Genomic DNA, 13435 nt, shown 5'->3' with positions numbered 1-13435 from the left:
GAAAACGCCAGGAACTTATGGGGTAAATCGTTACCTCTGCGCCGTTTTATGCTGAGGTTACGTCTCTAACCTCGTGGGTTATGAGCTCACGATCGTTCACGCGGATCGCGGTCGCCGGCATGGTGGCGGCCACCGGCCTCGCCATCGCCGCCGCGCCCGCGTCCGCGCACCCGAAACCTCCCAAGCCTCCCGTGACGGTGCCCGTACGGCTCGTCTCCATCAACGACTTCCACGGCAACCTGGAGCCTCCGACGGGTTCGAGTGGCGCGATCGTCAACGAGAGCGGGACCTCCGTGCCCGCCGGTGGCGCCGCCTACCTGGCCACCCACCTGAAGTCGCTGGTCAACAAGAACACCGCCGTCGTGGCGGCCGGTGACCTGATCGGCGCCTCACCGCTGATCTCCGCCGCCTACCACGACGAGCCGACCGTCGAGCTGCTCGGCAAGCTCGGCCTTGACGTCTCCTCGGTGGGCAACCACGAGTTCGACGAGGGTCTCACCGAGCTCAAGCGCATCCAGAACGGCGGCTGCCACCCCGTCGACGGCTGTTCCCCGGCCGGGAAGTGGAAGGGCGCCAAGTACGAGTACCTCGCGGCCAACGTTCTCAAGGAGAACAGCGACCGGTACGCGCTCCCGCCCGTGGCCATCAAGAAGGTCAACGGCGTCAAGGTCGGCTTCATCGGCCTGGTCACGCAGACCACCCCCACGATCGTGACCGCCTCCGGCATCGCCGGTCTGAAGTTCGACGAGGAGGTCGCCGCGGGCAACCGGGCGGCCAGGCTCCTGCGGCTCGCGGGCGTCAAGGCGATCGTGGCCCTGGTCCACGAGGGCGACCAGATCACCCCGAACCAGAGCCCGGACGCCTGCCCGGTCACCCCGGGCGCGGGCACCCGCATCGCCCAGGGCCTCAGCTCGGACGTCGACCTGGTCGTCATGGGCCACTCGCACCAGGCCTACATCTGCAAGACCAAGGACCCCTCAGGTCAGGACCGCTTCTACACCCAGGGCTCGTCGTTCGGCCGCGTGCTGACCTCGATCGACTTCCAGGTGGACAAGAAGACGGGCGAGGTCGTCCGCTCCTCGGTCGTCGCCGACAACCACGTGGTCACCCGCGACGTCACGCCGGACCCGGACATCACGACGTTCGTCCAGACCTGGAAGGACCGGGTCTCGACGGTGGCCAACAAGCCGCTCGGCAAGATCACGGCTGACATCGGACGGGCGGCCGGGCCGTCCGGCGAGACCGCGCTCGGCGACCTGATCGCCGACGCCCAGCTGGAGAGCACGAAGACGGGCGGCAACGCCGAGATCGCGCTGATGAACCCCGGCGGTGTCCGCACCGACCTCACCTACGCCCAGAGCGGCTCTGAGGGCGACGGCGTCGTGACGTACGGCGAGGCCTTCACCGTGCAGCCGTTCAACAACCTCATGCAGGTCGTGACGCTGACCGGCGCCCAGCTCGACGCCCTGCTGGAGCAGCAGTGGCAGAGCGGCGGCTCGATCGTGCGCATCCTGCAGCCGTCGGCCTCGCTGACCTACACGATGGACCGGACGCAGCCGATCGGCTCGCGGATCTCCGCCATCAAGATCAACGGGACTCCGGTCACGGACGCCCAGCAGATCAGGGTCGCCGCCAACAACTTCCTCGTCGGTGGCGGAGACGGCTTCAGCGTCTTCAAGGACGGCACCAACCTGTGGAGCGGGCCGCTGGACATCGACGCGTTCGTCGCCTACCTGGGCGCGCACTCGCCGATCGCCCCGCCGACCGTCAACCGCATCACGGTCGCCGGCTAGGCGACATCACCTGAAGGCAACCTGAAAGACAAGGGGTTCGCTCCTCCGCGCTGGTCGGGGGAGCGAGCCCCTTCTCGTAGGGGCTCAGTGGTGGGCGGGGGCCGGCTCGCGGTCCTCGATCTGCTCGCCGCCGCGGTCGGGCACGAAGCGGTACCCCACGTTGCGGACGGTGCCGATCAGGGACTCGTACTCGGCGCCCAGCTTGGCGCGCAGCCGGCGCACGTGCACGTCGACGGTGCGGGTGCCGCCGAAGTAGTCGTATCCCCAGACCTCCTGCAGCAGCTGCGCGCGGGTGAAGACCCGGCCCGGGTGCTGCGCGAGGTACTTGAGAAGCTCGAACTCCTTGAAGGTCAGGTCAAGGGCGCGAGTGCGGAGCCGCGCGGTGTAGGTGGCCTCGTCGATCGAGAGATCGCCGCTGCGGATCTCGTCCGGCACCTCCTCGGTGGCGGCGATCGAGAGCCTGCCGACGGCGAGCCTGAGCCGGGCCTCGACCTCCGCAGGACCCGCCGTGTCGAGGAGAACGTCGTCGGCTCCCCACTCGGCGGTCATCGCGGCCAGGCCGCCTTCGGTGACGATCACCATCAGCGGGCAGTCGACGCCGGTGGTGCGAAGAAGGCGGCAGAGGCTCTTGGCGTGCACGAGCTCCCTTCGCGCGTCCACCAGCACGGCGTCGGCCGGTGGTGCGTCGATGAGCGCGGACGCCTCCGCGGGAGCGACCCGAACCGAGTGGAGCAGCAGCCCGAGTGCGGGCAGCACCTCCGCTGAGGGCTCCAGAGCATTGGTGAGCAGGAGCAGGTTACTCACAGCACCTCCTAATCCAGAGGCTGACCGGGGGGTGAGGCGACACAGCTTCGCTCACGCACCGCATCCGCCTCCTCCCCGCGTTGTGACGGCGCCAGCCGTACAAACACGTAAAGGACCCGGGGGCTACATCGCCCAGGTCCCGTCAGTACGTGAGGATAGCCCACAGGAAAGGCGCGTCCATAGTGCGTCATTCAGGTGAACGGTCCATCACGCGGGAAATAACCGTAACCATTCCCTCGCCGTGCGTGACTGACACTTGTGCGGTACTCATGAGTAGACGACGGAGGTGGCTGATGACAAGGGGTACGGTGCGCTACTGGGCGGCGGCCAAGGAGGCGGCGGGAGTCGCCGAGGAGCCGTTCGAGGCGGTTACTCTTGGTGATCTCGTGGCGGAAATCACACTAAAGTATGAGAATTCGGACCTGGCGCGCGTTCTCGGACGTTCTTCCTTTCTCGTGAACGGGAACCCGGCGGGCATGCGCGACCCCCACACGGTCGAGATCCCGCAGGGCGCCACCGTGGAGGTGCTCCCGCCCTTCGCCGGAGGCTGAGCGGGCTCTCGCTGAATGCCTGCTTGACACGCGTTTCGGTGGTATCGCCCGGGGGAGTAGGGCGGCGCGGATACTGTCATCACAGGCTGTACCCCCCGAAGGAGTCGGATGCGCAAGCTGATCGTGTTCCTCATCCTGCTCGGTGTCCTCCTGGTCGTCGTCGACCGCGTGGCCGTGGCCGGCGTGCAGAGCGAGGTCTCGCGCCAGGTGGCGGCGCAGTACGACCTGGACACTCCGCCCAAGGTCGAGGTGCGCGGCATCCCCTTCCTCACCCAGGCGATCTCCGGCCGCTACGAGGAGATCAGCGTCGCGATGGGGCCGATGACGACGCCCGACGGCGCGAAGATCTCGCGTATCGACGCGGTCCTGCACGGGGTGAACGCCCCGCTCATGGACCTGATCCAGAACGCCGCCACGGCCGACATCCGCGCCGAGAGGGTCACGGGCACGGTGGTGATCTCGCGGCAGACCCTGGACGCCCGCGCGCCGCGCGGGCTCAAGGTGCAGGGCAACGGCGACGACACCCTGAACGTCACGGGCAAGCTCACGGTGGCCGGCATCACCATCCCCGTCACGGCGAAGATGAAGATCGAGGTCGTCAAGGGCGGCGTGCGGCTGACCCCCGAGAACGTCAACGGCATCCAGGTGCCGAACGCCAGCCGGGCCCTCAGCTTCACCGTGCCCATCAAGGACCTGCCGCTCAACCTCAAGATCGAAAAGGTGCGCACCACCCCCGAGGGGCTGGCGGTCGACGGCACCGCGACGGACGTGCCGCTGCGTGGCTGAACCGGATCCCGCCGCCGTACGTCATGAGAATGTGAGCCCCGCCGGAACCGCCGACGAGCAGCTGATACGCACTCTCTTCGACGAGCACGCGGGGTCACTCTACGGTTACGTGTTGCGACTGACGGGCGATCCGGGCAAGGCGGAGGACGTGGTACAGGAGACGCTGTTGCGGGCGTGGAAGCACCCCGAGGTGCTGGCCGACCGCCCGGTACGGGCGTGGCTGTTCACCGTCGCCCGCAACCTGGTCGTCGACCACCACCGTGCCCGCAGATCCCGGCCACAGGAGACCACGGACGAGGCCCTCGCCGTGATCCCCGCCGACGACGAGCTGGACCGGGCGGTGGAGTCCTGGGGCGTCGCCGACGCCATCGCGGACCTGCGGCCGGAGCATCGCGCGGTCCTGATGGAGACCTACTACCGCGGCCGGTCGGTCAAGGAGGCCGCCGAGGCGCTCGGCATCCCGGCCGGCACGGTCAAGTCGCGCACGTACTACGCGCTTCGCGCGCTGAAGCTTGCGCTGGAGGAGCGGGGGCTCGCGCCATGAGCGCCTGTGAGGACGTACGGATGTCGCTCGGCGTGTACATGCTGGGCGCGCTGGAGGCCGACGAGGCGGTCCAGGTCGAGGCGCATCTCGCGACCTGTCCCGAATGCCGTGCCGAGCTGGAGGAGCTGAGCGGGCTCACCGCGCTGCTCGGCCGGGTCTCGGAGGAGGACATCGAGCAGGCGGCCAGCCCGCCGCACGCCGTCCTCGACCGCCTGATCTCGGCGTCGGCCAGGCGGCACCGGTTGAACAGGGTGGTGTTCGGCCTCGCGGCGTCCCTGGTCGCCGTCGTGCTCGGCGGTTCGGCCTGGCTGGCGGTGGGGCGTTCCCCCGGCACGGACACGTCGATGGCGGGCGCTCCTGCCGCGAGCAGCGCCCAGGGTAGCGCCGACCAGAGTGCGGAGGGCCTGGCCCGGCGCAGTGAGCCCTTCGCGGCGACCCCGGGGCCGTCGGCCATGCTCAAGGACCAGCCGCTGCCGTCGAGGTCCCCCGTCTCCGCGTCCAACAGCAACGGCCCCATACGGGCCGAGCTGGCCCTGACCCCGGGCGACGAGGGCACGGCCGTCGAGATCGTCCTGTCCGGCGTCCCGACCGGTACGTCCTGCCGGGTGACCGCCGTCGGGATCGATGGCACCCAGTCTCCCGTGGGCAGCTGGACGGTCGACGCCGCCGACTACCGTCGCGGGCCGTCCACGTTCACCGGGAGCACCGAGCTGACGATGGACCGGATCCGGGGGTTCGACATCCGCGCCTCCACGGGCAGGCGCCTCGTTTGGGTCAAGGCGCCGTAGGCGGCACCGGGAATGGCGGCCAGGTGACCGATGTTGTCGCTGGCGATGACAGGCCTGGTGGTGCTCTGCGTGACGCTGGCCGCCGGTCTCGTGGCCGGGCTGGCTATGAGGCGGCGGAGCGGTGCCGTGCGTGCCGTGAGGAGCGAGATGGATTTCGTGGCCGCCGACGACCTCGGCGAGGAGCTGGGCGAGCGCGCCACGCTGGTGCAGTTCTCCACGGCCTTCTGCCAGCCCTGCCGGGCGACCCGGCGCATCCTGTCGGAGGTCACCGGCATGGTGCCGGGCGTGCGGCACGTGGAGATCGACGCGGAGTCCCGGCTCGACCTTGTGCGGCGCTTCGACGTGATGCGCACGCCGACGGTCCTGGTCCTCGACGGCGCCGGCCGGGTGATCAAAAGAGCCTCCGGCCAGCCCCGCAAGGTGGATGTGATCGCGGCCCTGGGGATCGTGACATCTCATGAATCGGACGGGACGTGACAGATGGCAAGACGGCGGGTACTGTCGTGGACATGACACCCTCGACGGAGCTGCTGACGAAGCGGCGCGCGGTTGACTTCTGCCGCGTGGCCACCGCGCTCTGTCGTATGGCCTGAGGGCGATCTCGCGGGTCTCACCCACCGCACCGCTCTGAATAGTGCCCGATCCACGCGTTTCCGGCACGATCCCTTCAGGAGCTCTCCGCCATGCAGGTCGATCCACGAAGCACGCGGTTTTCCGCGTTCATCACGACGCTCATCCTGGCGCTGGTTCTGCTCACGGGCAACGCCTGGCTGCTCCTCGCTCAGGGCATCGTCTTCGCCCTGGGGGTCGCCGGAGTCGCGCCGTACGGGTTGGTGTTCAGACGGTTGGTGCGGCCGAGACTCGGTCCGCCGGCGGAGATGGAGGACGCAGCCCCGCCCCGCTTCGCGCAGGGTGTGGGCCTGGTCTTCGCCCTCGTCGGCGTGATCGGGTTCACCGCGCGGATCGCACCACTCGCGCTCGGCGCGACAGCCGCGGCCCTGCTGGCCGCGTTCCTGAACGCTGCCTTCGGCTTCTGCCTCGGCTGCGAAATGTACTTGATCGTCCGCCGTCTTATGCCCGCCGTAACCCGATAACCGGAGGTTCCCTAATGAGCCGCTCCGCCGTACTGGTGGACGCCGACTGGGTCGAGGCCAACCTCGACTCTCCTGGTGTCGTACTCGTCGAAGTCGACGAGGACGCCAGCGCCTATGACAAGGGCCACATCCGTGGTGCCGTGAAGATCGACTGGAAGAAGGATCTGCAGGACCCGGTCCGCCGCGACTTCGTGGACCGTGAGGGCTTCCAGGCCCTTCTGTCGGCTCGGGGCATCGGCAACGAAGACACCGTGGTTCTCTACGGTGGCAACAACAACTGGTTCGCCGCCTACGCGTACTGGTACTTCAAGCTCTACGGTCACGAGAACGTCCGTCTCCTCGACGGCGGCCGCAAGAAGTGGGAGCTCGACTCGCGCGAGCTGGTCACCGACGTGCCGGCGCGTCCCGAGACGCAGTACGCCGCCAAGGACCAGGACCTCTCGCTCCGTGCCTTCCGCGACGACGTGGTCGCCGCGATCGGCAAGCTCAACCTCGTGGACGTCCGCTCGCCCGACGAGTTCTCCGGCAAGCTCCTTGCCCCGGCCCACCTTCCGCAGGAAGCGGCGCAGCGGGGTGGCCACATCCCGACCGCCCGCAACGTCCCGTGGTCCAAGGCCGCGAACGACGACGGCACCTTCCGGTCCGACGAGGAGCTCCGCACCCTCTACGCCGGCGAGGGCGTCGACTTCGACAAGGACACGATCGCCTACTGCCGCATCGGCGAGCGTTCCGCCCACACCTGGTTCGTGCTGCACGAGATCCTCGGCCAGGCGAACGTGAAGAACTACGACGGATCGTGGACCGAATACGGCTCGCTCGTGGGCGTGCCGATCGAGTTGGGGGAGGCCCGCTGATGACCGTTCAGGGTTGCGCAGCACCGGAGCAGACCATAGCGCTTCCGGCCGGGATCGATCTGTCGACCCAGGCCGTCATCCAGGGTGTCGTCACCGGCGCCGGCACGGCGTACGCCCGCCTCCTCGACCACTCCGGCGAGTTCACCGGCGAGGTGGTGGTGTCCGACGAGGGCATCTTCCGCTTCTTCGCCGCGCCCGGTTCCTGGACCGTCCGCATCATCGCGGGCGGTGGCGTCACCAAGGACGTCACCGTGGAGGCCCGCCTCGGCGAGGTCTCCCAGCTCCAGGTCGCCGTCTGACGATCGCCTGGTGGCCTCGCCGTCCGGCAGGGCCATGAGGCGCGCATCTCGACGAAAGGGCCGGCGTTCCCGTCACGGGCGCGCCGGCCCTTTCGCGTGTCCCGTGACGGGAACGCCGGCCCTCGCGTGGCGGTGACGGCAACGCGGGCCCTTTCGCGCGTCCGGCCTTTTCCCGGGCTTGTTCAGGGATTCCCCAAATGGGATCTCTTCCCCTGATGCTGCTGCGACGCGTGGTGAGCCGTCGATAGGATGCACCGGATGTCCGAATCCACCCGCACTCCCGCCGTCTGGTCGCTGCCGTGGCACACCCTGAGCCTGGCCGGGCGATGCCTGCTGCCGCTCGTGATGTGGTACTCGGCGGGGCAGTTGCTGCGGTTCGGCCTGCTCGCCGCCGGTACCGACCTCTCGCACGGCTCCATGCGCGACCTGCGGCTCGTCGTGACGATGCTGCTCTTCATCGTCATGGTCCTGGCGAACCTGATCGTCAGCGTGGGGATGTTCTTCACGCTGCGCGGGGCGCTGTCGGAGATGCGCGCCAGGCGGGGGGACGGCGAGGAGGACGAGGGCTTCGTCGGCAGCCTCAGCAGGGTCATCGTGCCCTTCACCGCGCTCTACCTGAGCTGGGGCTGGCATGTGGACGACGTGCGGGCCTTCATCACCACCGACTTCAAGCGGCAGAGCGGTGAGAAGGGCTACCTCGGCGCCTTCTACGACATCTCCACCGGGCAGACCCAGGACACGAGCCTCGGCCTCGTCGGGCTGAACTTCACCGTGACGCTGGCCATCATGATCGCGGCCTTCGTGGCTCGTTACTTCTTCACGATCTGGCGCGAGAAACGAGGGAGCCGTTCCGCGGCCCTCGCCGTCGCCTTCTGCGAGCTCTCCTTCTTCTACTACGGCGCGCAGGTCGTCGCCTCCCGTGGCGGCTGGGTCGGCGGCCGTGCCGCCGTGACCTGGTGGAACGACCTCATGGCCACCCTTTCGCTCAAAGTCCCCGGCTGGGAGGCGTTCTGGGGCGCGGTCGGGGTGATCAGGCCGTACGCCTGGGACGCGCTGGTGCTCCCCGCCGTCTGGCTGACCGTCGCGATCCTGATGTACGGCGCGTACGCGGAGGACGCCGCCACCGTGATCAAGGGCACGAAGCTGGAGCCCGCGGCCGCGCAGGCCGGAGAGGCGATCACCGCGCGGACCCACTCGCTCACCCGCCGGACCCTGACGCGGTTCTTCGGCCGCTGGACGCACTGGGTGGCGCTGGCGAACACCGTGCGCCTGGTCGTGCGGGGCGGCGCGCCGCTGTTCGGGGTGTTCGCCCTCTGCTTCGCGGCGATCAAGGTCGGCGAGGGGTACGCGGACCGCGGCCTGCAGTACCTGGCGGGCAACGACTACCCCGTGCTCTACTGGGACGTCGTCTTCGTGCCGATCAACTTCGTGGTGGACCTCGCGGTCACCATGCTCACCACCTGCCTGCTGGCGGCGACCTTCGACGTCGCCGCCTCCGCCGAACGGCGGCGCGCCGCGGCGGTCAGCGACCGAACCGCAGAGCAGGCCCCGACTCCTGCTCTCCCGCGTGGAGACTCGGCCAGAGCATCAGCTCGACCTGGTCGACCAGTTCCTTCGGGACCGCGCTCAGCAGGGTGAAGCGTCCCGGCACGCCGGGCGAGAGCTCGTCGGGGGTCTTCCACGGCTCGGCCGTCCAGGTGCGGCCCGCCTTGTCGGCCATATAGAAGCCGGGCAGGCTGTAGGAGTACCTCGTGCCTTCGGAGTTCAGCGCGGTGGCCTGCACGTCGATCTGGATGATGGTGCGGTCGGGCAGGTCCGTCCGCTGGTCCGGTATGACGGCGATGCCGAGGAGCCGCCACTTCGCGTCCGCCAGCGGCGCCTCCTGGCCGGGCGACACCCGCTGGACCCGTGCGGGAGTGACGCTCTTCTCGAACCGGTTCAGCGCGTCGTACCCCCCGATCGCGAGGAACGCGGCGGTCAGCCCGAGGGCCCCGGCGAGCTGCAAGCCGATCTTGGCCGCCTTCGGCATCGGGCGGCGGCGCCGCCGCGAGGGCTGCGCGGGCGGGCGTGCCTGCACGGGGGGCGCGACGGGCCCGGCGTAAGGCGCCTTGGCGGGGGCCGGAATGCCTGCGGGGGACGGCGGCGGCCACGGCTGGCGGCGGGGGGCCGGCCCGTCGTCGATCACGGGGATCGGCACCGTGGAGCTGCCTCTGGACTCCGGCTCAGGAGGAGGCCAGACCCTGGCGTCGGGGCGGGGCAGGCGCTTGGAGGGGGTGAACCAGGACGGCTCGGCGGCGGGAGGGCGCCAGACGCCGGTGTCGTCGGGATTCTCGTCGCGCATCAGCCGCTCACCTCGTAGACGTCCTTCGCGGCATCGACCATCTGGCGGGCCTTCGCCTGGTCGAGACCGGGATCGAGGGCGATTTCGGGCATGTAGGCGTCGCCGAACAGCGTCCTGGGCTCCGCGACGACGACCTGGGCCCCCGCGACCTTGTCCGCGGGGAGGTCGAAGAAGTAGAAGCCGGAGCGCCACCAGGCAGGCTGGATCCACTTGTCCCCGAGCGTCGCGCCGGAGTCCACCCGGTCGGTGGGCTCGAAGCGCAGGCCGTCGGCGGTGATGACGTGCGCGGTGATCTTGATGGGCCGGCGGGGTGAGGTGAGCCCCACCTTGGCGATCAGGAAGACCTGGTCGGCCGTGGAATCCTCGGTCGCGTACTGCTTCTTGACCCGTACGGACTTGGCGAACTCCACGCGTTCGAGGCGGGCGGAGAAGTGCGCGGTGCGCAGTTCCTGGTGCATGCCGCCTGACACGGTCAGGGGCTCCCTCCGCTGGTCGACCGTCAGCACGTGCGTCTGGACGTAGACCGCGGCGCACATCAGCGCGACCCCGATGATCGCGCCCACCGTCCTGCGCCACAGCGGAACGCGGCGGCGTGGCGGACCGGGACGCGCGGGCGCCTGCGCGCCGGGCACGAGGCCGGGGGAGGCGGCCATCACACCTCCTCCACGCGGACGGGCAGGTCGACCTGGGCGACGACCACGGGCGCGTAACCGGAGGTGCCGCCCCTCTCGCGGTCCTCCGCCGTCAGCGGCTCCTCGGTCTCCACCCGCAGCCAGTCGTGGGTCCGATAGATGAAGCTCTCGTGCCACTCGTAGGCGCCGGCATCGATCTCGACCGTTTTGGGGGGCTCCTGGTCGGCCGGCAGCTCGTATGCCATGACCACGGTCGCGGGCACGCCGGGATGAAGCTGGCCGTACGTGCGGCCTCCGGAGATCGTCACGACACGGGGGCCGATCGTCGTGGCCGACGGGCCGGACTCCTTGATGAGTTTCCCGTCGGCCCTGACCGCGACCAGCGCCGAGTTCATCATCTCGGCGATGAACGTCTCTTCGGAGGTGTTGGTCACCCTCATGATGATCTGCAGGTAGCGCTTGCCGGAGACGCCGAGGCCGTCCTCGCCTCCGGGGCGGACGACGGCGTCCTCGAAGAGCGTGGTCATCCGGCCCTGGTCGACCTTCGCGCCCTTACCGAGCAGCTCGGGCTTCTCCTTCGGGGCGTCTTCGAGGCCCCCGAAGGCCGCGCTCACTCCCACGGTCACGGCCACCAGAGCGGCCAGGACCGGTAGGAGGACCGGTCGCCGCCGTGAACCGCCGCTCGTAGGGGTGGACGTCATGCCACAGGATGGTAGTCGTTGCTTGTTCCCCTTCCGCCTCGTTCGTCCCACGAATGGGCGCTACAAGTCCGCAACTATGCAGAAACCCGGCAAAAGGGTCGAGGAACGGTGTTCCCGGGAGTGGTGAAACCTGACCGCCGGTTCCCAGGAATCTGGTCCGAATGGCGAGAACCCTGCCCCAATAAGGGGTGTAACTCATACGCTGTCACAGTCGGAGAGCTAGTTCACGGGCATGGGGCCGGCAAGCTCCCCAGCGAGCGCGACCATTGGCAGGTGGAGGTCCGGTGGCGGACGTGCACCCAGAGCATGCGCAGCTGCAGGCTGACCGGATCTATCTGGGTTGGCAGTACGCGATGCTGTTTCCCGATCCGGGCCCCCCGCCGAGGCGCCCCTCGCCCGGGGAGATCGCGGAGGAGCCCGCCCCGGTCGACCCGGCCTGGGTCCGCAGGGAGCGCCTTCAGGAGGACCTGCTCAACCGCCCCGTGAAGATCGTCGGAATCTTCATGGGCATCCTCGCGATCCTCCTCCTCGCCCTCGGTGTCAGCGAGATCATCGGCTGGCCGTTCGTCGTCATCGGGCTGGTGGCCACCGGAGGCGTGGCCACCATCTGCGGGTACGCCGTCCACCAGGGCGAGCGGGCGCTCCGTTCCCGCATCAGGGAGCAGGAGTCGCGGGCCGACCAGCGCCGCGAGCGGCGCGAGCGCGAGCTGTTCGACGCCCAGGAGGAGCACGCCGGGCGCTACCGCGAGTGGGCCGCCAAGAAGGAGCAGTACGACAGGCAGCTCACCTGGTACGCCGTGGCCGTGCCCGACGAGATCGACCGCATCGACGTGGCCGGCGGCACCCTGCCCGGCTGGTCCGCCCTGATCACCCTGCTCGGCGCGACCCGGCTCTACAGCGGCGGCCACCTCACCGTCCTCGACCTGTCCGAGGGCGCGATCGCCAAGGATCTCATCGAGCTGGCCAGGCGCGGCGGCGACGACCCCCTGGTGTGGGTGCTCCCGGTCGACCTGCCGAGGCTCGACCTCGGCGCGACGCTGCCGCCCGAGGCGTTCGCCGACGTGCTCGCCCACGTCGTCAGCGTCAGCGAGGAGCACCGCACCACCCGCGACCTGAGCTTCGACAACGCGATCCTCGAACGGGTGCTGGAGGTGCTCGGCGAGAACGCCACGATCAACCAGGTCACGGCCGCGCTCCGCGCCCTGGCCCAGGTGGGCGACCCGCGCGACGACCTGCGGTACGGCCTGCTCACCGCCACCCAGCTCGAACGCATCGGCACCCTGTTCGGCAGGGGCGTGACCGACCGGGTGGTGATCGAGCGTGCCTGGGCGCTCGAATCCCAGCTCCGCAAGCTGGAGACCCTCGGCTCGGAGGCGGTGAAGCTGCCGCCCGCGCGGCTGCGCGTGGTCTCCATGGACCGCCAGGCCGGGGTCTTCGGCAACCGGGTCCTCGGCACGTACGTCGCGACCGCGCTGACGCACATCCTGCGGCAGTCACCGGCCTCGGAGCGTCCCTGGTACCACACGATCATCGTCGCGGGGGCGGACAAGCTCAGGGGCGACGTGCTCGACAGGCTGATGGACGCCTGCGAGACCTCGCAGACAGGCCTGGTGCTGACCTACCGCTCCCTCACCCCCACCGTCAGGGAGCGCCTCGGCCGGGGGCACGCGGCCGTCGCGTTCATGCGCCTCGGCAACGCCGAGGACGCCAGGGTGGCCAGCGAGCACATGGGCACCGAGCACCGCCTGGAGCTGGCACAGCTCACCGAGACCATCAGCCCGGCCGTCGACGGCGTGAACGGCTCCTACACCTCCACGGTCGGCGACGGCGCCGGTCGCACCCGTCCCGGGGAAGAGGAGAAGGGCGAAGGCGACCTCAAGGAGGGCATCACCGAGTCCACCGAGTGGGGGCGCAGCGCCAGCAAGGCGATGGGGGAGGAGCGCGTGCTGCACCGCAGCAGGGAGTTCCTGGTGGAGCCGCACCAGCTCCAGCAACTTCCCACGACCTCGGTGATCGTCACCCACGCGACGGCAGAGGGCCGGCAGGTGCGGCTCGCCGACGCCAACCCGGCGATTCTCACCTTCCCCAAGACCACTTTGGGGGAGTTCGAGGAGGTCCGCCGGGTCATGCTGACCCCGCCGGAGCCCGAGCCCGTGCCGGAGGAGGACCTGTTCCCGCCCAATCTGGGCCCGCCGCCCGAGCGGCTCGACTGGAGGACACGGCATTGAACAGGTAATCCCCTGGCAAA

16 protein-coding genes are annotated in these 13435 nt (G+C 69.5%); 12 read left to right on the top strand and 4 right to left on the bottom strand.

Features of this window, described 5'->3' with window-relative positions:
* The first annotated feature begins 80 nt into the window (after window positions 1–80).
* Entirely contained in the window at window positions 81–1793 is a 1713-nt protein-coding gene (locus ACGFIV_RS24165; RefSeq protein ID WP_392837767.1) for a bifunctional metallophosphatase/5'-nucleotidase, read from the top strand.
* A gap of 84 nt (window positions 1794–1877) precedes the next feature.
* On the opposite strand, the gene ACGFIV_RS24160 is transcribed toward ACGFIV_RS24165, so the two are convergent.
* On the bottom strand, window positions 1878–2597 hold the full coding sequence (locus tag ACGFIV_RS24160) for a response regulator transcription factor (RefSeq protein ID WP_358545740.1): 720 nt from the start codon (window positions 2595–2597) through the stop codon (window positions 1878–1880).
* A 293-nt stretch (window positions 2598–2890) separates the two neighbouring features.
* Between ACGFIV_RS24160 and ACGFIV_RS24155 the strand changes: the two genes are divergently transcribed.
* The 10 genes from ACGFIV_RS24155 to ACGFIV_RS24110 all read left to right on the top strand — a co-directional run bounded on the left by ACGFIV_RS24155 (window position 2891) and on the right by ACGFIV_RS24110 (window position 9151).
* The gene (locus ACGFIV_RS24155; protein ID WP_358545743.1) at window positions 2891–3148 is read left to right on the top strand and encodes a MoaD/ThiS family protein; all 258 of its coding nucleotides are present in this window, start codon (window positions 2891–2893) and stop codon (window positions 3146–3148) included.
* Between the two features lie 108 nt (window positions 3149–3256).
* Window positions 3257–3934, top strand: coding sequence for a DUF2993 domain-containing protein (locus ACGFIV_RS24150; protein ID WP_358545746.1), 678 nt, complete (start codon window positions 3257–3259; stop codon window positions 3932–3934).
* A 31-nt stretch (window positions 3935–3965) separates the two neighbouring features.
* The gene (locus ACGFIV_RS24145; RefSeq protein ID WP_358545749.1) at window positions 3966–4478 is read left to right on the top strand and encodes a sigma-70 family RNA polymerase sigma factor; all 513 of its coding nucleotides are present in this window, start codon (window positions 3966–3968) and stop codon (window positions 4476–4478) included.
* Window positions 4475–5266: a zf-HC2 domain-containing protein gene (locus tag ACGFIV_RS24140; protein ID WP_358545751.1), complete on the top strand. Its 792-nt coding sequence runs from the start codon at window positions 4475–4477 to the stop codon at window positions 5264–5266. The genes ACGFIV_RS24145 and ACGFIV_RS24140 overlap by 4 nt, the downstream gene beginning before the upstream one ends.
* A gap of 147 nt (window positions 5267–5413) precedes the next feature.
* On the top strand, window positions 5414–5743 hold the full coding sequence (locus tag ACGFIV_RS24135) for a thioredoxin family protein (RefSeq protein ID WP_392837805.1): 330 nt from the start codon (window positions 5414–5416) through the stop codon (window positions 5741–5743).
* 32 nt (window positions 5744–5775) lie between these two features.
* A complete protein-coding gene (locus ACGFIV_RS24130) occupies window positions 5776–5859 on the top strand; it encodes a putative leader peptide (RefSeq protein WP_358546035.1) in 84 nt (27 codons plus the stop codon).
* A gap of 90 nt (window positions 5860–5949) precedes the next feature.
* A complete protein-coding gene (locus ACGFIV_RS24125) occupies window positions 5950–6360 on the top strand; it encodes a DUF4395 domain-containing protein (protein WP_358545754.1) in 411 nt (136 codons plus the stop codon).
* Window positions 6361–6374: 14 nt separating this feature from the next.
* Complete coding sequence (locus tag ACGFIV_RS24120; RefSeq protein WP_358545756.1) at window positions 6375–7214, top strand: sulfurtransferase; 840 nt, start codon at window positions 6375–6377, stop codon at window positions 7212–7214.
* Complete coding sequence (locus tag ACGFIV_RS24115; protein WP_358545758.1) at window positions 7214–7513, top strand: DUF1416 domain-containing protein; 300 nt, start codon at window positions 7214–7216, stop codon at window positions 7511–7513. Before ACGFIV_RS24120 ends, ACGFIV_RS24115 begins: the two co-directional genes overlap by 1 nt.
* 258 nt (window positions 7514–7771) lie before the next feature.
* On the top strand, window positions 7772–9151 hold the full coding sequence (locus ACGFIV_RS24110) for a hypothetical protein (protein ID WP_358545760.1): 1380 nt from the start codon (window positions 7772–7774) through the stop codon (window positions 9149–9151).
* Here ACGFIV_RS24110 and ACGFIV_RS24105 read toward each other — a convergent pair.
* The 3 genes from ACGFIV_RS24105 to ACGFIV_RS24095 are packed head-to-tail and all read right to left on the bottom strand — an operon-like array spanning window position 9036 to window position 11187.
* Entirely contained in the window at window positions 9036–9854 is an 819-nt protein-coding gene (locus ACGFIV_RS24105; protein WP_358545763.1) for a hypothetical protein, read from the bottom strand. The two genes, ACGFIV_RS24110 and ACGFIV_RS24105, sit on opposite strands and share 116 nt — an antisense overlap.
* Window positions 9854–10507 (bottom strand): hypothetical protein, encoded by a 654-nt coding sequence (locus ACGFIV_RS24100; protein ID WP_358545766.1) that lies wholly within the window; start codon window positions 10505–10507, stop codon window positions 9854–9856. The genes ACGFIV_RS24105 and ACGFIV_RS24100 overlap by 1 nt, the downstream gene beginning before the upstream one ends.
* Window positions 10507–11187, bottom strand: coding sequence for a hypothetical protein (locus ACGFIV_RS24095; RefSeq protein ID WP_358545768.1), 681 nt, complete (start codon window positions 11185–11187; stop codon window positions 10507–10509). Before ACGFIV_RS24095 ends, ACGFIV_RS24100 begins: the two co-directional genes overlap by 1 nt.
* Before the next feature lie 284 nt (window positions 11188–11471).
* On the opposite strand from ACGFIV_RS24095, the gene ACGFIV_RS24090 reads away from it, so the two are divergent.
* On the top strand, window positions 11472–13415 hold the full coding sequence (locus ACGFIV_RS24090; RefSeq protein WP_358545770.1) for a hypothetical protein: 1944 nt from the start codon (window positions 11472–11474) through the stop codon (window positions 13413–13415).
* The last annotated feature ends 20 nt before the right edge of the window (window positions 13416–13435 follow it).

This window comes from Sphaerisporangium sp. NPDC049003, assembly GCF_043197795.1.
Lineage (GTDB): Bacteria > Actinomycetota > Actinomycetes > Streptosporangiales > Streptosporangiaceae > Sphaerisporangium.
This window is presented reverse-complemented; position numbering and strand designations above follow the sequence as displayed.

Coding starts and splice junctions, on each gene's coding strand:
- ACGFIV_RS24110 (WP_358545760.1), top strand. CDS start 7,772: ATGTCCGAATCCACCCGCACTCCCGCCGTCTGGTCGCTGCCGTGGCAC.
- ACGFIV_RS24125 (WP_358545754.1), top strand. CDS start 5,950: ATGCAGGTCGATCCACGAAGCACGCGGTTTTCCGCGTTCATCACGACG.
- ACGFIV_RS24165 (WP_392837767.1), top strand. CDS start 81: ATGAGCTCACGATCGTTCACGCGGATCGCGGTCGCCGGCATGGTGGCG.
- ACGFIV_RS24135 (WP_392837805.1), top strand. CDS start 5,414: ATGGATTTCGTGGCCGCCGACGACCTCGGCGAGGAGCTGGGCGAGCGC.
- ACGFIV_RS24100 (WP_358545766.1), bottom strand. CDS start 10,507: ATGGCCGCCTCCCCCGGCCTCGTGCCCGGCGCGCAGGCGCCCGCGCGT.
- ACGFIV_RS24115 (WP_358545758.1), top strand. CDS start 7,214: ATGACCGTTCAGGGTTGCGCAGCACCGGAGCAGACCATAGCGCTTCCG.
- ACGFIV_RS24130 (WP_358546035.1), top strand. CDS start 5,776: ATGACACCCTCGACGGAGCTGCTGACGAAGCGGCGCGCGGTTGACTTC.
- ACGFIV_RS24105 (WP_358545763.1), bottom strand. CDS start 9,854: ATGCGCGACGAGAATCCCGACGACACCGGCGTCTGGCGCCCTCCCGCC.
- ACGFIV_RS24120 (WP_358545756.1), top strand. CDS start 6,375: ATGAGCCGCTCCGCCGTACTGGTGGACGCCGACTGGGTCGAGGCCAAC.
- ACGFIV_RS24150 (WP_358545746.1), top strand. CDS start 3,257: ATGCGCAAGCTGATCGTGTTCCTCATCCTGCTCGGTGTCCTCCTGGTC.
- ACGFIV_RS24140 (WP_358545751.1), top strand. CDS start 4,475: ATGAGCGCCTGTGAGGACGTACGGATGTCGCTCGGCGTGTACATGCTG.
- ACGFIV_RS24095 (WP_358545768.1), bottom strand. CDS start 11,187: ATGACGTCCACCCCTACGAGCGGCGGTTCACGGCGGCGACCGGTCCTC.
- ACGFIV_RS24155 (WP_358545743.1), top strand. CDS start 2,891: ATGACAAGGGGTACGGTGCGCTACTGGGCGGCGGCCAAGGAGGCGGCG.